Consider the following 19,739-nt stretch of genomic DNA (forward strand, 5'->3'; position numbering starts at 1 on the left):
GTCCCACGCGCGCGTGAGGGCCGGTCAGGACCGGTCGGCCGATGCCCTCTCAGGGGCCTTCGTTGCCGGCCGTCGTACCGCCGTTGTCCGTGCCGCCGTCCGCCGGGTCCGTCGGCTCGTCCGACGGCTCCGGCTCCGTCGTGGTCGGCTCGTTCGTCGGGTCCGCGGTCGTCGGGGCGTCCGACGGCTCGTTGCTCGGCTCGCTGCTGTAGGTCTCGGACGGCGTGTACGACGGCGTGGGGGACTGTGACCACTGCCCGCCGGAACCCGTCCCCGTACCGTCGTCGGTGGACGTGTCGGAGGGCTCTTCGGTCGGCTCGCGCGTCGGGTCCTCGCTGGTCTCCTTGTCGGGGGCGGACTTCGTGGCGGTCGGCGACTTGGTGGTGTCCGCGCCGCCGCCCTTGCCGCCGCCCGTGTTGTTCAGCGCCAGCGCGACACCCGCGGCGATGGCGATCACCGCGAGGACGGCGAGGATCCACAGCTTGCCGCGGCCGCTGCCGCGGTTGCCGTGCCCCTCGAAGCCGCCGTCGTCCCCGCCGCCGTAGCCCGCGGGCAGGATCGGCTGCGGGATCTGCGTGGTGCCGGAGGAGTCGCTCGGGTGCGGCAGCACGGTCGTGCTCGCGAAGCCCGCCGCCGGGGTCTGCCGGCCCTCGTGCGCGGCCACCGGGCCGGTGTTCCAGGTGCCGGTGTGGCCGCCCTGGTCGTACAGCATCTGCAGTCCGTACTGGACCAGTCCGCGCATCTCCTCGGCAGTCTGGAAGCGGTCGTCGGGCTCCTTGGCGAGGGAGCGCATGACGAGCCCGTCGAGCTCCGGCGGCGACGCGCCGTCCGAGATCTCGGACGGGGGCACCGGAATGTCCTGGACGTGCTGGTAGACCACCGACAGCGGGGTCTCGCCGGTGAACGGCGGGCGCAGCGCGAGGAGTTCGTACAGCAGGCAGCCGGTCGCGTACAGGTCGGAGCGGTGGTCGACGGCCTTGCCGAGCGCCTGCTCCGGGGAGAGGTACTGCGGGGTGCCCATGACCATGCCGGTCTGCGTCATCGTCGTGGACGCGCCGTGCAGGGCGCGGGCGATGCCGAAGTCCATCACCTTGACCGCGCCGTTGTTGGTGATGATCACGTTCGCCGGCTTGATGTCGCGGTGCACGATGCCGTGCTGGTGCGAGTAGGCGAGTGCCTCCAGCACGCCGGAGACGATGATCAGGGCCTGCTCGGGGCCGGGCGCCTCGGCGTTGAGCAGCAGATCGCGGATGGTGCGGCCTTCGACGATCTCCATCACGATGTACGGCACCGACTGGCCGCCCACGAAGTCCTCGCCGGAGTCGTACACGGCGACGATCGCATGGTGGTTGAGGCCGGCGACGGACTGTGCCTCGCGTGTGAAGCGGGCTTTGGAGACCGGGTCCTCGGCGAGGTCGGCGCGCAGCAGTTTGACCGCCACGGTGCGTCCGAGGCGCACGTCCTCTGCGGCGAAGACCTCGGCCATGCCGCCCCGGCCGAGTCTGCGGGTCAGCCGGTACCGGCCGTCCCCCACGAGTCCGCCGTTACCCCACGTCTCGGGCGCATCTGACATCCCGCCGCCAGTCGCCTCGGGGTCGGACGGGCCCTGAGCGCGCTGCTGCTGTGCCATCGGTCCTCGCCGTCGTTTCTGCCCGCGGTGCGCGCGGTGTTGTTACGGTCTCCGTCGGCCACGCTACAGCCTCCGCGCAAGCCATCGGTCCGGGATGAGCCCGGGGACCGGCCCGAGACGGACCGGTCATGAAACCTGTACTGCGTGCCGGCGTGCAAATTCTGTGTACCGGCCGTACGGCACCTGTAACGCTTGCACGACGCTTCATTCGCGTACGGTCACGGAACGGGCACCGCGCTTGACGTGTCAGTGCCCTCCGGCAGACTTGGCCGGGAATAGCACTTTCGATCAAGGGCAAGCACGGCGCCTGAGGGCCTACGGGGGACGCGAAGACATGAGCCAGGACGGCGCACAGGGCCGCTACGCGGGGCGGGCGCTCGCCGGTGGCCGCTATCAGCTGCGCGACTTGCTCGGTGAGGGCGGCATGGCCTCGGTGCACCTCGCGTACGACGCCGTGCTGGACCGCCAGGTCGCCATCAAGACACTCCACACCGAGCTGGGCCGGGAGCAGGCCTTCCGCGAGCGCTTCCGCCGCGAGGCCCAGGCAGTGGCCAAGCTCACGCACACGAACATCGTCTCGGTCTTCGACACCGGCGAGGACGATCTTGACGGTATGACGACGCCGTACATCGTCATGGAGTACATCGAGGGCCGCCCGCTCGGCTCGGTGCTCGACGAGGACGTTCGGCAGTACGGCGCGATGCCCGCCGACAAGGCCCTGAAGATCACCGCGGACGTGCTGGCGGCGCTGGAGATCAGCCACGAGATGGGGCTGGTGCACCGGGACATCAAGCCGGGCAACGTGATGATGACCAAGCGCCAGGTCGTCAAGGTGATGGACTTCGGCATCGCGCGCGCCATGCAGTCCGGTGTCACCTCGATGACGCAGACCGGCATGGTCGTCGGCACCCCGCAGTACCTCTCGCCGGAACAGGCGCTGGGCCGGGGCGTGGACGCCCGCTCCGACCTGTACTCGGTCGGCATCATGCTGTTCCAACTGGTCACCGGGCGGCTGCCGTTCGACGCCGACTCGCCGCTGGCCATCGCGTACGCGCACGTACAGGAGGAGCCGGTCGCGCCCTCCTCGGTCAACCGCTCCCTTCCGCCGGCCGTGGACGCCCTGGTCGCGCGTGCGCTGAAGAAGAACCCGAACGAGCGCTTCCCGAGCGCCGAGGCCATGCGCGACGAGTGCCTGCGCGTGGCGGCCTCCTTCCAGGCGGCCGCGCCGAGCATCGTCCCGGGTGCGCCCACACCGAGCGGCGCCGGCGTCGCGTCCGCGGTCTTCCCGCCGGTCGGCCAGGCGCCCCCGGCGCCCACGGGGGGCGTGCAGACGCCGTACCAGCCGGTCCCGAACCCTTACAGCACTCCGCCGGCCCCGGCGCCCTCCCCCGCGTACGGCTATCCGCAGCAGGGCGGCTACCCGACGCCCGGCCCGGCCGGGTACGCACCGCAGCAGGCCGCGTCGACCCCGCCGCCGTACAACATCACGCCGCAGCCCGCGACCACCGCCTCCCCGAGGGGCGGCAAGGGCAACAAGCCGGTGGTCATCGGCTCGATCGTGGTCTCTCTGGTCGCCGTCGGCGGGCTGATCGCGGCCCTGTTGATGAACAACGGCGGCAGCGGCGGTGACGACACGAAGGGCGGCAGCAGCCCCAGCGCGTCCGCGACGACCGTCGCGGGCCACCGCGGGCCGGACACGTCGCGGACGATCGAGAAGACCGAGTGCACCGAGCCGCAGGAGTCGTACAACGACCCCGACAAGGTGAAGATGCCGGACTTCACCTTCAAGAACTGGACGTCGGTCCTCGCCTGCCTCCAGGCCGCCGGATGGCCCTACGACAAGAACGCGGTGGACGAGAACACCTACGGAGAGGACACCGTCATGCGGCAGTCCCCGCAGGCGGGCACGGACTTCGACCCGGACAATCCGCCGGAGATCCAGTTCGACATCTCCACGGGGGACCCGGCCTGACCCGGTGACGTGAGGGGCCCGGCAGCATCGGCTGCCGGGCCCTTTTCATGCGGTGGGTGGGTTTCGCCTACAGGTACGGCCCGCCCGAGCGGCCGCCCGTCCCCGGGTCGTCCACCCCCTCGTGCCCGCCGACGCCGGGCGGGAGCGCGCGGCGCATCTGTTCCAGCTGGGCGCGCGCCGCCATCTGCTGGGCGAACAGGGTGGTCTGGATCCCGTGGAAGAGCCCCTCCAGCCAGCCGACCAACTGGGCCTGCGCGATGCGCAGTTCCCCGTCGCTCGGGGTCGCCTCGTCCGTGAAGGGCAGGGAGAGCCGCTCCAGTTCCTCGACGAGCTCCGGCGCCAGCCCGTCCTCCAGCTCCTTGACCGAGCTGGCATGGATCTCCTTGAGCCGGACCCGGCTCGCCTCGTCCAGGGGAGCTGCGCGCACCTCCTCCAGGAGCTGCTTGATCATGCTTCCGATCCGCATGACCTTGGCGGGCTGTTCCACCATCTCCGTCACCGGGACCTCGCGGGAGTCCTCGTCTCCGGTGCCGCCGAGCGCCATTCCGTCCTGGCCTACGACCAAGATCTGAGGGTGGTTCTCCGGCGACCGTTCGTTCCTCGGCATCTCCATGCCGCCATTCTCTCGCACCCGTACACCTCATCACCGTCGTGCCCCCTGTCTTGGGTGATCCACCGTTTACAGAGCCCGTCGGCCCGTCGGCGGAGCCTGAAATGCCGGAATGGTTGTTGAATGTGACGCTTGTTCCGTGACTCCATGGCTGCGCGGACTGCGCGCGACGGTACTGCTGATCGCGCTGGGGGCGGGCGTCGTCGTATCGCCGTACGGTGTCGTGCCGTCGTACGGCGCCGAATCCGCGTCTGCCGCCGGCCACTGGGCCTCGCCCGACGCCGGCCCCTCCGCGTCCACGGCCGACCGGTCGCGGTCCGGGAACCGGGCCGACGAGGGACGGCAGCGGCACCGGGGGTGGGAGGAACCGGCACCGGACGGCGTCGTGTCGTCCTACCGCGCCGAGGCCGTGCCTGCCGGCCGCCACTCGGCCCCGCCGTCCGCCTCCGCGTCCGCCCCGGAGCCGTCGCGGGCCGGGAACCTGGCGGGTGAGGGGCGGCAGCGGCCCGGCCGGCGGGAGGAGCCGGTGCCGCAGGAGGACGAGGCGGCGGAGAACGTGCCGGGGACCGATGAAGGCGGCACCCACGAGGGCGACCTGTCGGACGGAGACGTGTCCGGCGGCGACGACGCCACCGCCGTGCCCGAGCCGTCGCGGGAGGCCGCCGCGGTGCCGTCCGGGCCCCCGACGGCGCCCGCACAGTTCGCGCACCCCGGGAGCCCCGCCGAGTCCGCGCTGCAGATCCTGCCCCTCGGCAGCGGACTGATCCTCGTCGGACTCGGCCTGGGCCTCGCCTTCCTCGGCCTGCGGCTGCGCCGCGACTGAGGCATGTCCGGGCGCCCGACGGCCTAGGACGTCACCAGCAGCACCTTGCCCACGTGGGCACTCTCCTCCACGATCCGGTGAGCCGCGGCCGCTTCGCTCATCGGGAGCTCGCGGTCGACGACCGGGCGCACATGACCGGCGTCGAGCAACGGCCAGACGTGCTCGCGTACGGCGGCGACGATGGCCGCCTTCTCGCCGAGCGGGCGGGCGCGCAGCGAGGTCGCGCTGATCGCGGCACGCTTTTTCAGGATCGTGGCGATGTTCAGCTCGGCCTTGACGCCGCCCTGCATACCGATGATCGCGAGCCGGCCGTTGACGGCCAGGGTCTGGACGTTGCGGTCCAGGTACTTCGCGCCCATGTTGTCGAGGATGACGTCGGCGCCCGCGCCGTCCGTGGCCTTCCTGACCTCGGCGACGAAGTCCTGCTCCCGGTAGTTGACGAGGATGTCGGCGCCCAGTTCGGCGCAGCGGTCCAGCTTCTCCCGTGTGCCCGCCGTGACGGCGACCTTGGCGCCCACGGCCTTCGCGAGCTGGATCGCCATGGTGCCGATGCCGCTGGAGCCGCCGTGCACGAGCAGCGTCTCGCCGGGGCGCAGGTGGGCGACCATGAAGACGTTCGACCAGACCGTGCAGGTCACCTCGGGCAGTGCGGCGGCCTGCCTGAGGCCGATCCCCTTGGGCACGGGCAGCAGCTGGCCGGCCGGGACCACCACCTTCTCGGCGTAGCCGCCGCCCGAGAGCAGCGCGCACACCTCGTCGCCGACGGCCCGGCCGGAGACACCGGGACCGAGTGCGGCGATCCGCCCGGAGCACTCGAGACCGGGGTACGGGGACGCACCGGGCGGCGGATCGTAGAAGCCCTGGCGCTGCAGGATGTCGGCCCTGTTCACGGCGCCGGCCGCCACCTCGACCAGCACCTCGCCCTCGCCGGGCACCGGATCCGGGACCTCGGCCCACACCAGCGCCTCGGGCCCACCGGGTTCGGGAATCGTGATCGCATGCATGGGGGGACGCTACTCCTCGGCCTCCGGTCGGACGCACGTCGGCCATTGGACCGATCCACGGAGAAAACCCTGTGCGCGACCGATGAGTTTGCGCGACGGTAAAGGTCTCCCCATGCGTAACCCGAGTACGCGGAAGGACACCCCATCATGAGCCAGCACACGTCCGGCCTGGCCATCGAGACCGCGGGCCTGGTGAAGACGTTCGGCGAGACGAGGGCGGTCGACGGCGTCGACCTGGCCGTGCCCACCGGCACCGTCTACGGCGTCCTCGGCCCGAACGGCGCCGGCAAGACCACCACCGTCAAGATGCTCGCCACCCTGTTGCGGCCCGACGGCGGCGAGGCCCACGTCTTCGGCCATGACGTCGTGCGCGAGGCCGACGAGGTCCGCGGCCGGGTCAGCCTCACCGGCCAGTACGCCTCCGTGGACGAGGACCTCACCGGCACCGAGAACCTGGTGCTGCTGGGCCGCCTCCTCGGCCACGGCAAGAAGACCGCACGGGAACGCTCCGGGCAGCTCCTGGAGGCCTTCGGGCTCACGGACGCGGCAGGAAAGCAGGTCAAGCACTACTCGGGCGGCATGCGGCGCCGTATCGACATCGCCGCGTCCATCCTCAACACCCCCGAGCTGCTCTTCCTCGACGAGCCCACCACCGGGCTCGACCCGCGCAGCCGCAACCAGGTGTGGGACATCGTGCGCGCGGTCGTCGCCCAGGGCACGACCGTGCTGCTGACCACGCAGTACCTGGACGAGGCCGACCAGCTGGCGTCCCGGATCGCCGTCATCGACCACGGCCGGGTGATCGCCGAGGGCACCAAGGGCGAGCTGAAGGCGTCCGTCGGCGCCGGGACCGTCCATCTGCGGCTGCGGGACGCGGCACAGCGGCACCTCGCGGCCGAGGTCCTGCGCCGGACCCTCGACGCGCAGGTGCAGCCGGAGCCGGATCCGGTGGCGCTGACCGCCCGTGTCGGTACGGCGGCGAGCGACACCGCCGCCGAGCAGGCCGCCCGGGCGCTCGGCGAACTGGCCCGCGCCGGGGTCACCGTCGACAACTTCTCGCTGGGGCAGCCCAGCCTGGACGAGGTGTTCCTCGCCCTCACCGGACACGACACCCGGGCCTCACGGGACGCGCAGGCGTCAAAGAGCTCGGCGAACCCGACGGACTCGAAGGACGGTGTGGCGGCATGAGCACCGCGACGACCACGGACGCCAAGGACCTCGCCCCCGTCAGCGCCGAGTCGCTGGCCGCGCTGCTCGTCGCGGGACAGCGACCGCCCCGCCCCAGCGCCCTTTCGGCCTCGCTGACCTTCGGCTGGCGGGCGATCCTCAAGATCAAGCACGTGCCGGAGCAGCTCTTCGACGTCACCGCTTTCCCGATCATGATGGTGCTGATGTACACGTACCTGTTCGGGGGCGCCCTCGCCGGCTCCCCGCAGGAGTACATCCAGTTCCTGCTGCCGGGCATCCTGGTGATGTCGGTCGTGATGATCACCATGTACACCGGTGTCTCGGTCAACACGGACATCGAGAAGGGCGTGTTCGACCGGTTCCGGAGCCTGCCCATCTGGCGGCCGTCGACGATGGTCGGCTATCTGCTCGGCGACGCCCTGCGCTATGCGATCGCGTCGGTCGTGATGCTCACCGTCGGCACGATCCTCGGCTACCGGCCGGACGGCGGGGTCGTCGGCGTGCTCGCCGGCATCGCGCTGCTGATCGTCTTCTCGTTCGCGTTCTCGTGGATCTGGACGATGTTCGGACTGCTGCTGCGGACCGAGAAGTCGGTGATGGGCGTCAGCATGATGGTGATCTTCCCGCTCACCTTCCTGTCCAACGTCTTCGTCGACCCGACGACCATGCCGGGCTGGCTGCAGGCGTTCGTCAACAACAGCCCGATCACCCATCTGTCGTCGGCGGTGCGGGAGTTGATGGCCGGTGACTGGCCCGCCGGCGAGATCGCCTGGTCGCTGGGCTGGGCGGGCCTGTTCGTGCTGGTCTTCGGCCCCATCACGATGCGGCTGTACAACCGCAAGTAGTCAGTCCCGCGGGAGCGGGCGGACGTCGGGCGCGATCTGCGTACCCGGCGACGCCCGCACGATGGTGATGAGCCGGTCCGTCAACTCCAGCGTGCCGACGGCCGGATCGTCGTATCCGAGCACCCGGTGCCCGCGTACGACGCTCACCACCAGGTCCTCCGTCTCCCGCGGCGTCCTGCCCACCTCGGCCTTTATGACCGGCCGTTCGACGATGTCGAGCCCGCTGCCCTGCTGGATGAGGTCCTCCATCACCATGCCGGCCGAGGGGCTGAGCACGGACAGGCCGAGCAGGCGGCCCGCCGCGCTGGCGCTGGTGATCACCGCGTCGGCGCCGGACTGCTTGAGCAGCGGCGCGTTCTCCTCCTCGCGCACCGCGGCCACGATCTTCGCTCCGCGGTTGAGCTGCCGGGCCGTCAGCGTCACGAGCACGGCCGTGTCGTCGCGCTGGGTCGCGATGATGATCTGCCGCGCCCGCTGCACCTCGGCCCGCCGGAGGACATCGCTGCGCGTCGCGTCCCCGACGACCCCCGCGTAGCCGTCGGCGGTCGCGGCCTCGATCACCTTGCCGCTGGGGTCGACCACCACGACCTGCTCCTTCTTCAGCCCCGTCGCACAGACGGTCTGGATCGCGGAACGCCCCTTCGTGCCGAAGCCGACGACGACGGTGTGATCACGCAACGTGGACCTCCAGCGGTTGAGCCGCCATTCCTCGCGGGTGCGTTCGGTGAGGACCTCGAGGGTGGTACCGACGAGGACGATCAGGAACAGCACCCGCGCGGGTGTGATGACGAAGATGTTGGTGAGCCGGGCGGCGTCGCTGACCGGGGTGATGTCGCCGTAACCGGTGGTCGAGAGGGTGACGGTGGCGTAGTAGAAGGAATCGAGCAGGTCGACGGAGCCGTCCGAGTTGTCGTTGTAACCCCGGTGGTCGGCGTAGACGATCAGCGCGGTCCCGACAAGCAGGAACAGAGCCAGGGACAGCCGTTTGGCGACCTGCCGGATCGGGTGCTCCACCACTTTCCTCGGGAGCCTCACCCGATGGGTCACGAGATGCTCGTCCGCCTGCCGGGCGATCGCGTCCTGGCCCGGAAGTTTCACGTGAAACACACCCCGATTCCCGCGGAGGCCCACGGCAGATCGAGAAGTTCGGTCTCCTGACCGGCGCGGGCACCCCCCGGTGGTACGACGGCGAGGGCGTCGGCCGCCGCGATACCGCGCAGCATCGCCGGGCCGACGTAGTGCAGCGGGACCGCGTGGTCACCGCGCAGGACGACGGGGATGAGCCGGGTGTCGTAAGGATGCCCGTGCGCGGCGTCCTGAAGCGGCATCGTGTACGGCTCCGGAGGCCGGCGGGCCGCGAGCGTCCGCAGCAGCGGCTCGGCGAGCGTGAGCAGGCCGGAGACTGCTGCGAGGGGGTTGCCGGGCAGCCCGACGAGGTACTGCTTCTCCTTGGTGCGGGCCAGCAGCATGGGGTGGCCGGGGCGCACCTTGACGCCGTCCACGAGGAGTTCGGCGCCGAGACGGCGCAGGGTGGGATGGACGTGGTCGACGGGGCCGGAGGCGGTGCCGCCGGTGGTGACGATCAGGTCGGCGTCGGAGCTCTTGATCGCCTTGTGCAGTGCCCTGGCGTCGTCGCCGAGTCCGCGGACCGCGCTGACCTCGGCGCCGAGCGCGCGCAGCCAGGGCGGCAGCATCGGGCCGAGGGCGTCCCGGATCAGGCCGTCTCGCGGCAGACCCTCGGTGAGCAGCTCGTCGCCGAGGATCAGGAGCTCGACGCGGGGGCGGGGCACTGCGGTGACGGTGTCGTACCCGGCGGCCGCGGCGAGGCCGAGCACGGCCGGGGTCACCAGGGTGCCGGCCGGCAGCAGCTGGTCGCCGCTGCGGCACTCCTGGGCGCGGGGGCGGATGTCCTGCCCGTGGACCACATCGCGGGTCGCGTGCAGCCGTCCCTTGCCGTCGGTGCGGCCGTGCTCGCTGCGGAGCACGGCGGTGGTGTCCAGCGGGATGCGGGCGCCGGTGGCGATACCGACGGCCTCGCCGTCGGTGAGGGGCGCGGGCTCGTCGTGTCCGGCCAGGACGCCCGCGTCGCGGACGTCCCAGGGGCCCGGGCCGGCGACCGCCCAGCCGTCCATCGCGGAGGTGTCGAAGGAGGGCAGGTCGGTGAGGGCGGTCAGGGGAGCCGCCAGGGTGAGGCCGAGGGCGGCGTCGAGGGGCACGGAGACGGCAGCGCGGCGGGTCTCCGGGGCTTCGGAACGAGCGGCGGCGCGTGCGGCGACGGACCGGGCCCGCGGCCACGGGGTGGCTGCGTGGTGGGCGTCCGGCTTGGCCCCGGGGTGGAGACCGCCGTGTGCGGCGGGTGTGGGCACGTGCTCGCCATGAGCGCGGCCGTTGTCCTCCTTCACGAGGGCGAGCGCCTCCTCGACGTCGAGGTCGTCGGCGTCACAGCGCTCCGCGCCCTCACCGGCCCGGGTGCCTCGCGTGGTCATCCGGCGTCCGGGCGGGGGTCGGGCGTGGCGTCGGGAGCCGGGCCGGGTGTGGCGGGGTCCTCGTCCGCCCAGCGCAGGGCGAGGGCCGCGGCCTTGCGGGATGCCTCGGCCACGGCTTCCGCGCCTCCGCCGGCCCGCGCGGCCGCGTAGCCGACGAGGAAGGTGGTCAGGGGCGCCGCGGGCCTGGCCACACCATGGGCGGCGTCCCGGGCGAGATCGAGCAGGACGCCGGTGTCGACGTCGAGGTCGATGCCCAGCTCGTCCTTGACTGCGGAAATCCATTCATCCAACACGTGCCCATGCTCCCTGATACGTGCCCTGGCGGTGGCGATGTCGTCCCAGGTGTCGCAGTCGAAGGACGCGACGGGGTCGGGGACGCGAGTGAGATCGAGCCGGGCGGTCAGCCGGCGCAGGGGAAGCCCGGCGAGGCCGCCGGCCGCCGGGGGGCCGCCGGTGGGTGCGGGGCCGGAGAGTGCGGCCAGCTCACGGCGCAGCGTGCGCGTACGGTACGCGGCCACGAGCGGCTGGTCGCGGCCGTCGGCGTCGGTGAGCAGCACACCGTCGGTGCCGCTCGTCCGGAGGGTGGCCAGCAGCCTCCGGACGGTTTGTTCGCCGAGGAACGGCAGGTCGGCGGAGAGCACCACGACCTGCTCCGCCGTGGTGTGCCTCAGCCCCGCGTCGAGCGCGGCCAGCGGTCCGCCGCCAGACGGATCCTCGCGCGCCCAGGTCACGGGCCGGGCGGTCGGCCGGGGGTCGGCGACGACGGTGGTGGTCCGTGCCCCGGCGCAGGCGGCCAGGACTCGGTCGAGCAGCGGGCGGCCGCCCACGCTCAGACCGGGCTTGTCCGCTCCGCCGAGCCGGCGGGCCGCTCCGCCGGCCAGCACGACGGCGTCGTACGCGACGTCGTGCACCGCTTCGGCGGTGCCCGGCGCGCGGCCGGTGCCGGCGCCGGGGTCACCGGCGGGCTTGTACGAGGTCACCCCACGAGTATGCGTGCCGCCGCGATCACAGGGAACGCGGGGGAGGCGGTGCGATCACAGCGTGCGCAGCAGCACCGCCGGCTGTTCCACACAGTCCGCCACATAGCGCAGGAAACCGCCCGCGGTGCCGCCGTCGCACACCCGGTGGTCGAAGGTGAGCGAGAGCTGGACGACCTGCCGCACCGCCAGCTCGCCCTCGTGGACCCAGGGCTTGGGGACGATGCGGCCGACGCCGAGCATGGCCGCCTCGGGGTGGTTGATGATCGGCGTGGAGCCGTCGACGCCGAACACGCCGTAGTTGTTCAGCGTGAAGGTGCCGCCGGTGAGTTCCCCGGGTGTCAGCGTCCCCGCGCGGGCCGCCTCAGTGAGCCGGGCGAACTCGGCGCTGAGCGACTCGGCGTCGCGCGCGTGCGCGTCCCGGACGACGGGCACGACGAGTCCGCGCTCGGTCTGCGCGGCGAAGCCGAGGTGCACCGAGGCGAGCCGGACGACTTCCCTGGCCTCCGTGTCGACCGTCGAGTTGAGCTCGGGGAAGCGGGTGAGTGCGGCGGTGCAGACGCGGGCCAGCAGGGCGAGGAGGGAGATCTTCGGCCCTCCGGCCGCGTTCACGGCAGTCCGCGCCCGCATGAGCTCCGTCGCGTCGGCGTCCACCCAGCAGGTGGCGTCCGGTATCTCGCGGCGGCTGCGGGAGAGCTTGTCGGCGGCGGCACCGCGGACACCCTTGAGGGGGATGCGGGTGCCGGTACCGGTGGTGGCCGCCGCGGCCGGTGCGGGGGCCGGGTGCGCGGGCTCGGCCACCTGTGCCTGGGTCACCGTGGAGGGTTCCGGGGCCCGCCCCCGCGCGGCGGCCGCTCGCAACGCGTACTCCACGTCCGCCCGAAGGATCAGCCCGTCGGGTCCGGAGCCGGTCAGTTCCTTGAGGTTCAGGCCGTTCTCGCGGGCGAGCCGACGCACCAGCGGCGAGATCACGGGGACGGGGCCGTCCGCCGTGTCGGGGGCATCGGCATGCCCGTCGGCCGCCCGGGACGCGGGCGGCGCGACGGGCGCCGGCCGCCCCGGCCGGACCCTGCGCCGGCGCGCGGGCGCCTCCGAGGTGCCGTATCCGACCAGTACGTTGCCCGAGCCCCCGGCCCGCTCGCCGGAGGCCGGCGCGCCCACCGCCACCGTGATCAGCGGGGCCCCGACGGGCACTTCCGTGCCCTCCTCGCCGAAGCGGGCGGTGACGACGCCGCCGTAGGGGCAGGGCACGTCGACCATCGCCTTGGCCGTCTCCACCTCGACCACGGGCTGGTCGACTGCGACCACGTCACCGACCTCGACCAGCCAGCGCACGATCTCCGCCCCGGTGAGTCCCTCCCCGAGGTCGGGGAGCCTGAACTCCAACACCTGTGCCATCAGCCCTCGGCCTCCCACTGCAGACGCCCCACGGCGTCCAGGATCCGGTCCACGCCGGGCAGGTGGTGACGCTCCAGCATCGGCGGCGGGTACGGGATGTCGAACCCTGCCACGCGCAGCACCGGCGCCTCCAGGTGGTGGAAGCAGCGCTCCGTGACGCGGGCCGCGATCTCCCCGCCCGGGCCGCCGAACCCGCCCGACTCGTGCACGACGACCGCTCGCCCGGTCCGCCGCACCGAGGCGCAGACCGTCTCGTCGTCGAACGGCACCAGGGAGCGCAGGTCGACGACTTCGAGGTCCCAGCCCTCGCCCCGCGCCGCCTCGGCGGCTTCGAGGCAGACGGGTGCGGACGGCCCGTACGTGATGAGCGTGGCGCTCCGGCCGGAGCGCCGCACCACCGCGCGGCCTATCGGCTCAACGTCCGTCGGATGCTCCGGGTTCCAGGAGTCCTTCGACCAGTACAGGCGCTTGGGCTCCAGGAAGACGACCGGGTCGTCGGAGGCGATGGCGGCGCGCAGCAGCCCGTAGGCGTCGGCGACGGTCGCGGGCGTGACGACATGGAGCCCCGGAGTCGCCATGTAGTACGCCTCGGACGAGTCGCTGTGGTGCTCGACGCCGCCGATGCCGCCGCCGTAGGGGACGCGGATGGTCAGCGGCAGGGGCATCGCCCCGCGCGTGCGGTTGCGCATGCGGGACACGTGCGAGATCAGCTGCTCGAAGGCGGGGTAGGCGAACGCGTCGAACTGCATCTCGACGACCGGGCGCAGTCCGTACATCGCCATGCCGACCGCCGTGCCGAGGATGCCCGCCTCGGCCAGCGGGGTGTCCGTGCAGCGGTCCTCGCCGAACTCCTTGGCCAGCCCGTCGGTGACCCGGAAGACGCCGCCGAGGGTGCCGACGTCCTCGCCCATCACGTGCACGGTCGGGTCGGCGGCCATCGCGTCGCGCATCGCGCGCGTGAGGGCCTGTGCCATGGTGGCCGGCTTGAGGGCGACGGTGGTCATCAGCGCGCCTCATCCCGCTCGGCCTGGAGCTCCGCCCGCAGCTGGGCCTCCTGCTCGCGCAGTTGCGGTGTCGGCTCGGCGTACACCTGGGCGAACAGGTCCATGGGGTCGAGCGCCGGGTCCTGGTTCATGCGCTCGCGCAGGTCGGCGGCCATGGTCTCGGCGGCGTCCCGGGCGGCCCGGATGCCGTCCTCGTCGATGAGGCCGCGCTCGGTCAGTTCGTGCTCCAGGAGCGCGATCGGGTCGTGTCCGCGCCAGGTCTCGACCTCGGCGTCCGCCCGGTAGCGGGTCGCGTCGTCGGCGTTGGTGTGGGCGTCGACGCGGTACGTGATCGCCTCGACCAGCGTCGGACCGCCTCCCGCGCGCGCGTGCCGTACGGCGTCGGCGAGGACCTCGTGCACGGCGGCGGCGTCGTTGCCGTCGACCAGGCGGCCGGGCATGCCGTAGCCGACGGCCTTGTGCGCCAGCGACGGGGCCGCGGTCTGCTTGGCGAGCGGGACGGAGATCGCGAAGCCGTTGTTCTGGACCAGGAAGACGACCGGCGCCTGCCAGACGGCGGCGAAGTTCAGCGCCTCGTGGAAGTCGCCCTCGCTGGTGCCGCCGTCGCCGACCATGGCCAGCGCGACCACGTCGTCGCCCTTGAGGCGGGCGGCGTGCGCGAGGCCTACGGCGTGCGGGAGCTGGGTGGCGAGGGGGGTGCACAAGGGGGCGACGCGGTGCTCGTGCGGGTCGTAGCCGGTGTGCCAGTCGCCGCGCAGGAGGGTGAGGGCCTGGACGGGGTCGAGGCCGCGGGCGACGGCGGCGAGCGTGTCGCGGTAGCTGGGGAAGAGCCAGTCGCGCTCCTCGAGGACGAGTGCGGCGGCGACGTCGCAGGCCTCCTGGCCGGTGCTGGACGGGTAGACGGCGAGGCGGCCCTGCTTGGTGAGGGCGGTGGCCTGCGCGTTGTACCTGCGGCCGCGCACCAGCTCGGCGTACAGCCGGCGGAGCAGGGCCGGGTCGGTCTTGGCGGCGGCCTTCGTGCCGAGGACGCGGTACGGGGTCTCGTCGGGCAGCAGCGGCGCGGGGTCGGTACGGGGCTGCCAGGCGGGCGGCGGGGATGGCCGGTAGGCGCCCCGCTGCTCCATGACCGTCATGACGGCACCTCCTTGTGGGAGCGGCTTCAGGCGCGTCAGGAGTGTGATGCGCCCCACCTACCGATTGTTCGGTCGCCGGCACATTTTGGCTACAGGCACCTTCGGGCTGTGGACAAACGGTTCTCCACAGCCTCATATAGAGGCAGTACGTCCATGGCAGGGAGGCGGGGGGACATGGCATCTGAACAAATGGCCGAGGGCCCGGACGCCGGGCCCTCCCCGCCGCCCGCGCGGCCGCTGGACGCGATCGACCAGGCCATCCTGCAGATGCTCCAAGCGGACGGCCGCGCGTCCATACGGTCGGTCGCCGAACGGGTCCATGTCTCGCGTGCCAACGCCTACGCACGCATCAACCGCCTCGTCGAGGACGGTGTCATCCGAGGTTTCGGCGCCCGCGTCGACCACGAACGCGCCGGCCACGGCACCTCGGCCTACATCACCCTGAAGATCGTCCAGAACTCCTGGCGCATGGTGCGCGAGCAGCTCAGACAGCTCCCGGGGGCCTCCCACATCGCCCTGGTAGGCGGCGACTTCGACGTGCTTCTGCTGGTGCACACGCCGGACAACAGGGCGCTGCGCGAGCTGGTGCTCACCCGGCTCCAGGCGATCCCCGAGGTACTGAGCACGCGCACGCTGCTGGTGTTCGAGGAGGAGGACCTGGAGCCGCAGGGCTGAGACCCTGCGGCCCTCGGCGCCTTCCCCCATCGCTCCTGAGCGGCTCAGTGTTCGTCGCGCAGCCCCGAGAAGACCAACTGGGCCACAGCGTCGGCCACTTCTCGCTGCCCCGCGCCCCGTCCGTCGGGCCGGTACCACTCCACTATGGAGTTGATCATGCCGAACACCAGGCGGGTCGCGAGCCGCACCTCCACGTCGCCGCGCACGTCGCCGTCGGCGGCGGCCGCCTTCAGCAGCTCGGCGACGCGGTGGTCGAAGTCGCGGCGCTGCTCCAGGGCCCACCGCTCGGTGTCCGTGTTGCCGCGCACGCGCAGCAGCAGCGTCACGTACGGCAGCTCCGCGATGAGCACCTCGACCATGCGCCGTACGACATACTGCAGGCGCTCGACGGAACGCCCCACGCGCGCGTGCTCCTCGTCGAGGATCCCGAAGAGCCCGTCCAGTGCCCGGCTCACGGCGCGGCGCAGCAGCTCCTCCTTGCCCGTCACATGGTGGTAGATGGAGGACTTGGAGATACCGGCCGCCCTGGAGAGGTGCTCCATGGAGGTGCCGTCGTAGCCGCGCTCGTTGAAGACCTGCACCGCGACGGACAGCAGACTCTCCGGGGTGTAGGTGTCGCGCTTGGCGGTGGTCATGAGGCGCTGCCTTCCCGCTTGTCGGTGGCGTACGCGTGGCGGTACAGCGCGAGGGACGGCGCGTAGCGCCCCGAGGGGTCACGCAGGTGCAGGTCGTCGAGCAGGGCGTACGCCCAGTTGCGGCCGAGCCTGCGGCTCCACTCGAAGGGACCGAGCGGGTAGTTCACACCCAGGCGCATCGCCGTGTCGGTGTCCTCCTCGGTCGCCACGCCCTTGGCGACGGCGTCGTGGGCCAGGTCGACGATCCGGGCGACCGTGCGGGCGACGATCATTCCGGGGACGTCACCGATGACGCTGACGTGCTTGCCGAGCGCCTGGAAGAGGCCGGTGGCCTCGGCGAGGGTCTGCGGGGCGGTGTCCTGGGAGGCGGACAGGGCGATGCGGGTGGCCTCGCGGTAGTCGAGGGCCAGGTCGAAGTAGACGACGTCCCGGAACTCCACGGAGGTCTGACCGTCGGCGAGCGCCAGCTGTCCGCCGCCGGGCAGCACGAGACGCGTGCCGTGGTCCTCTTCCTCCTCTCGGACCTGGATGCCCGCCTCACGGATCAGCGCGAGCAGTTCGGACGCGGGGCCCAGGTCGCCTTCGGCGACGACGTAGGCGGGCGGCCGTGCCGGCTCCGCGGTGTGCGGCTCTGGGCGCTCGGCGCCGTCACGGTGGTCGTACCAGCCCTGTCCGGTCTTGCGGCCGAGCCGGCCCGACTCGACGAGGCGCCGCTGGGCGAGCGACGGTGTGAAGCGCACGTCCTGGAAGAAGGACCGCCACACGGAGTGCGTGACGGACTCGTTGACGTCCTGCCCGATGAGGTCGGTCAGCTCGAAGGCTCCCATCCGGAAACCGCCGGACTCGCGCAGCACCGCGTCGATGGTGGCGGGGTCGGCGCCCTGGGCCTCGTAGACGGCGAAGGCCTCGGCGTAGAAGGGCCGCGCGATGCGGTTGACGATGAACCCGGGAGTGTCGGCACAGGCGACCGGTGTCTTGCCCCAGGCGCGGGCCGTCTCGTACGCGCGCGTGGCCGACGTGACGTCGGTGGCGAAGCCGGAGACGACCTCGACGAGCGGCAGGAGCGGTGCGGGGTTGAAGAAGTGCAGGCCCACGAAGCGGCCCGGGTTGCGCAGGGCACCGCCGATGGCGGTCACGGACAGGGACGAGGTGTTGGTGGCGAGCAGACAGTCCTCGCCGACGATGTCCTCCAGCTCCCGGAACAGCTCCTGCTTGACGTCCAGCCGCTCCAGGACGGCCTCGACGACCAGGGCGCAGTCCGCGAGGTCGGAGAGGTGGCCGGCGGGCAGCAGGCGGGCACGCGCCGCGTCCCGGTCGGCGCAGGCGAGGCGGTCCTTCTCGACGAGCCGGTCGAGGCGGGCACCGATCGCGGCTGCCGCTTCCCGGGCACGGCCGGGAACGGTGTCGTACAGCCGCACGGTGTGGCCCGCGACCAGCGCGACCTGGGCGATGCCCTGGCCCATGGTGCCGGTGCCGACGACGGCCACGGGGCTGCTGAGGTCGAGTGCTGTCATGTGCGCGATCCTCCCGCACGGGGTTTTCCACAGATGCGGCGGACCCCCTTGTCCCGACCGATCGTTCGGTTACTCTAACTCTGTCCGGCTGTTTCTGCCCAGGTCATGAGCTCGAAGAAGAGTTTCTTGAAACGAGGAGTTGGTCCCTGATGGCCGCCGAACTCACCGCGCACCAGCTGATCGCCCAGCACCGGCCCACCCTCGACCAGGCGCTGGAAGCGATCCGCACACGCGCGTACTGGTCCCCGCATCCCGAACATCCCAAGGCCTACGGCGAGAGCGGAAGCCTGGACGCGGCGGCGGGCAAGGCCGCCTTCGACGCCCTGCTCGGCACCCGCCTCGACCTCGGCCAGCCGGGCACGGACGACTGGACGGGCGAGGAGGTCTCGCCGTACGGCATCGAGCTCGGCGTGACCTACCCGCACGCGGACATCGACGTGCTGCTGCCCGCCATGCGGGCCGGGCAGCGCGCGTGGCGCGACGCGGGCGCCGAGATGCGCGCGGTGGTGTGCCTGGAGATCCTCAAGCGGATCAGCGACCGGACGCACGAGTTCGCGCACGCGGTCATGCACACCAGCGGCCAGGCCTTCATGATGGCGTTCCAGGCGGGCGGCCCGCACGCGCAGGACCGCGGCCTGGAGGCGGTGGCGTACGCGTACGTGGAGCAGGTCCGCACGCCCGACACGGCGGAGTGGACCAAGCCCCAGGGCAAGCGTGACCCGATCGCCCTGACCAAGCAGTTCACCCCGGTCCCGCGCGGAGTCGCGCTGGTCATCGGCTGCAACACCTTCCCGACGTGGAACGGCTATCCGGGCCTGTTCGCCTCCCTGGCGACCGGCAACGCGGTCCTGGTCAAGCCCCACCCGCGCGCGGTGCTGCCGCTCGCGCTCACCGTGCGGGTCGCGCGCCAGGTGCTCGCCGAGGCCGGCTTCGACCCGAACCTGGTGGCGCTGGCCGCCGAGCGGCCCGGCGAGGGCATCGCCAAGACGCTGGCCACCCGCCCCGAGATCCGGATCATCGACTACACGGGCTCGACGGCGTTCGGCGACTGGCTGGAGGCCAACGCCCGCCAGGCGCAGGTCTACACGGAGAAGGCCGGCGTCAACACGGTCCTCGTGCAGTCGACCGGCGACTACAAGGGGATGCTCGCCAACCTGGCGTTCTCCCTGTCGCTGTACAGCGGCCAGATGTGCACGACCCCGCAGAACCTGCTCATCCCCCGGGACGGCATCCGCACCGAGGAAGGCCCCAGGACGTTCGACGAGGTCGTCGCCGACCTCGCCCGCTCGGTGGACGGTCTGCTCGGCGACGACGCGCGCGCGAACGCCCTGCTGGGCGCCATCGTCAACCCTGATGTCAAGGCCCGCCTGGAGGCCGCGGCCGGCCTGGGCGAAGTCGCCCTCGCCTCACGGGAGATCAGCAACCCGGAGTTCCCGGACGCGGCCGTCCGTACGCCGGTGATCGTGAAGCTCGACGGAGCCAAGCCGGACGACGAGGCCGCCTACATGAGCGAGTGCTTCGGTCCTGTCTCCTTCGCCGTCGCCGTCGACTCGGCGGCCGACGCGGTGGAGCTGCTGCGGCGCACGATCCGCGAGAAGGGCGCGATGACGGTCGGCGCGTACACCACCGACGAGGACTTCGAGCAGGCCGTGCGGGAGGTCTGCCTGGAGGAGGCCGCGCAGCTGTCGCTGAACCTCACCGGCGGGGTGTATGTCAACCAGACGGCCGCGTTCTCCGACTTCCACGGCTCGGGCGGCAACCCGGCGGCCAACTCGGCCCTGTGCGACGGCGCGTTCGTCGCGAACCGCTTCCGTGTCGTGGAGGTCCGCCGGGAGGCCTGAGCGG

At 72.1% G+C, this 19,739-nt stretch carries 17 protein-coding genes; 6 read left to right on the forward strand and 11 right to left on the reverse strand.

Annotated elements, in window-relative coordinates:
- Window positions 1-49: 49 nt before the first annotated feature.
- The gene (locus ACZ562_RS05825) at window positions 50-1,630 is read right to left on the reverse strand and encodes a protein kinase domain-containing protein (protein ID WP_471174387.1); all 1,581 of its coding nucleotides are present in this window, start codon (window positions 1,628-1,630) and stop codon (window positions 50-52) included.
- Window positions 1,631-1,964: 334 nt separating this feature from the next.
- Here ACZ562_RS05825 and ACZ562_RS05830 point away from each other — a divergent pair, with 334 nt between their 5' ends.
- Window positions 1,965-3,602, forward strand: coding sequence for a protein kinase domain-containing protein (locus ACZ562_RS05830; RefSeq protein ID WP_471174388.1), 1,638 nt, complete (start codon window positions 1,965-1,967; stop codon window positions 3,600-3,602).
- A gap of 67 nt (window positions 3,603-3,669) precedes the next feature.
- Here the strand turns inward: ACZ562_RS05830 and ACZ562_RS05835 are convergent, their stop codons facing one another.
- Window positions 3,670-4,215 (reverse strand): bacterial proteasome activator family protein, encoded by a 546-nt coding sequence (locus ACZ562_RS05835; protein ID WP_471174389.1) that lies wholly within the window; start codon window positions 4,213-4,215, stop codon window positions 3,670-3,672.
- Between the two features lie 136 nt (window positions 4,216-4,351).
- On the opposite strand from ACZ562_RS05835, the gene ACZ562_RS05840 reads away from it, so the two are divergent.
- Window positions 4,352-5,035 (forward strand): hypothetical protein, encoded by a 684-nt coding sequence (locus ACZ562_RS05840; RefSeq protein ID WP_471174390.1) that lies wholly within the window; start codon window positions 4,352-4,354, stop codon window positions 5,033-5,035.
- A gap of 23 nt (window positions 5,036-5,058) precedes the next feature.
- Here ACZ562_RS05840 and ACZ562_RS05845 read toward each other — a convergent pair whose 3' ends face one another.
- Complete coding sequence (locus ACZ562_RS05845) at window positions 5,059-6,039, reverse strand: NAD(P)H-quinone oxidoreductase (RefSeq protein WP_471174391.1); 981 nt, start codon at window positions 6,037-6,039, stop codon at window positions 5,059-5,061.
- Window positions 6,040-6,186: 147 nt separating this feature from the next.
- Between ACZ562_RS05845 and ACZ562_RS05850 the strand changes: the two genes are divergently transcribed.
- Both ACZ562_RS05850 and ACZ562_RS05855 read left to right on the forward strand, forming a co-directional pair.
- A complete protein-coding gene (locus ACZ562_RS05850) occupies window positions 6,187-7,227 on the forward strand; it encodes an ATP-binding cassette domain-containing protein (RefSeq protein WP_471174392.1) in 1,041 nt (346 codons plus the stop codon).
- Window positions 7,224-8,072 carry an ABC transporter permease gene (locus tag ACZ562_RS05855; protein ID WP_471174393.1) on the forward strand — a complete coding sequence of 283 codons (849 nt, stop codon included), beginning with the start codon at window positions 7,224-7,226 and terminating at the stop codon, window positions 8,070-8,072. The genes ACZ562_RS05850 and ACZ562_RS05855 overlap by 4 nt, the downstream gene beginning before the upstream one ends.
- On the opposite strand, the gene ACZ562_RS05860 is transcribed toward ACZ562_RS05855, so the two are convergent.
- Genes ACZ562_RS05860 through pdhA form a run of 6 tightly spaced genes read right to left on the reverse strand, consistent with a single transcriptional unit; the run spans window position 8,073 to window position 15,070 of the window.
- A complete protein-coding gene (locus ACZ562_RS05860) occupies window positions 8,073-9,170 on the reverse strand; it encodes a potassium channel family protein (protein WP_471174394.1) in 1,098 nt (365 codons plus the stop codon).
- A complete protein-coding gene (locus ACZ562_RS05865; protein ID WP_471174395.1) occupies window positions 9,167-10,558 on the reverse strand; it encodes a molybdopterin molybdotransferase MoeA in 1,392 nt (463 codons plus the stop codon). Before ACZ562_RS05865 ends, ACZ562_RS05860 begins: the two co-directional genes overlap by 4 nt.
- The gene (locus tag ACZ562_RS05870; protein ID WP_471174396.1) at window positions 10,555-11,538 is read right to left on the reverse strand and encodes an NTP transferase domain-containing protein; all 984 of its coding nucleotides are present in this window, start codon (window positions 11,536-11,538) and stop codon (window positions 10,555-10,557) included. The genes ACZ562_RS05865 and ACZ562_RS05870 overlap by 4 nt, the downstream gene beginning before the upstream one ends.
- Window positions 11,539-11,592: 54 nt before the next feature.
- The gene (locus tag ACZ562_RS05875; protein WP_471174397.1) at window positions 11,593-12,933 is read right to left on the reverse strand and encodes a dihydrolipoamide acetyltransferase family protein; all 1,341 of its coding nucleotides are present in this window, start codon (window positions 12,931-12,933) and stop codon (window positions 11,593-11,595) included.
- The gene (locus tag ACZ562_RS05880) at window positions 12,933-13,937 is read right to left on the reverse strand and encodes an alpha-ketoacid dehydrogenase subunit beta (RefSeq protein ID WP_471174398.1); all 1,005 of its coding nucleotides are present in this window, start codon (window positions 13,935-13,937) and stop codon (window positions 12,933-12,935) included. The genes ACZ562_RS05875 and ACZ562_RS05880 overlap by 1 nt, the downstream gene beginning before the upstream one ends.
- Window positions 13,937-15,070 (reverse strand): pyruvate dehydrogenase (acetyl-transferring) E1 component subunit alpha, encoded by a 1,134-nt coding sequence (pdhA, locus tag ACZ562_RS05885; protein ID WP_471174399.1) that lies wholly within the window; start codon window positions 15,068-15,070, stop codon window positions 13,937-13,939. The genes ACZ562_RS05880 and pdhA overlap by 1 nt, the downstream gene beginning before the upstream one ends.
- A 174-nt stretch (window positions 15,071-15,244) precedes the next feature.
- On the opposite strand from pdhA, the gene ACZ562_RS05890 reads away from it, so the two are divergent.
- The gene (locus ACZ562_RS05890; RefSeq protein WP_471174400.1) at window positions 15,245-15,745 is read left to right on the forward strand and encodes an Lrp/AsnC family transcriptional regulator; all 501 of its coding nucleotides are present in this window, start codon (window positions 15,245-15,247) and stop codon (window positions 15,743-15,745) included.
- Between the two features lie 44 nt (window positions 15,746-15,789).
- On the opposite strand, the gene ACZ562_RS05895 is transcribed toward ACZ562_RS05890, so the two are convergent.
- Window positions 15,790-16,380, reverse strand: coding sequence for a TetR/AcrR family transcriptional regulator (locus ACZ562_RS05895; protein WP_471174401.1), 591 nt, complete (start codon window positions 16,378-16,380; stop codon window positions 15,790-15,792).
- The gene (locus tag ACZ562_RS05900; protein ID WP_471174402.1) at window positions 16,377-17,894 is read right to left on the reverse strand and encodes a 3-hydroxyacyl-CoA dehydrogenase; all 1,518 of its coding nucleotides are present in this window, start codon (window positions 17,892-17,894) and stop codon (window positions 16,377-16,379) included. The genes ACZ562_RS05895 and ACZ562_RS05900 overlap by 4 nt, the downstream gene beginning before the upstream one ends.
- Window positions 17,895-18,043: 149 nt before the next feature.
- On the opposite strand from ACZ562_RS05900, the gene paaN reads away from it, so the two are divergent.
- A complete protein-coding gene (gene paaN, locus ACZ562_RS05905) occupies window positions 18,044-19,735 on the forward strand; it encodes a phenylacetic acid degradation protein PaaN (RefSeq protein ID WP_471174403.1) in 1,692 nt (563 codons plus the stop codon).
- Window positions 19,736-19,739 lie beyond the last annotated feature (4 nt).

Source organism: Streptomyces sp. NPDC040410, assembly GCF_055595715.1.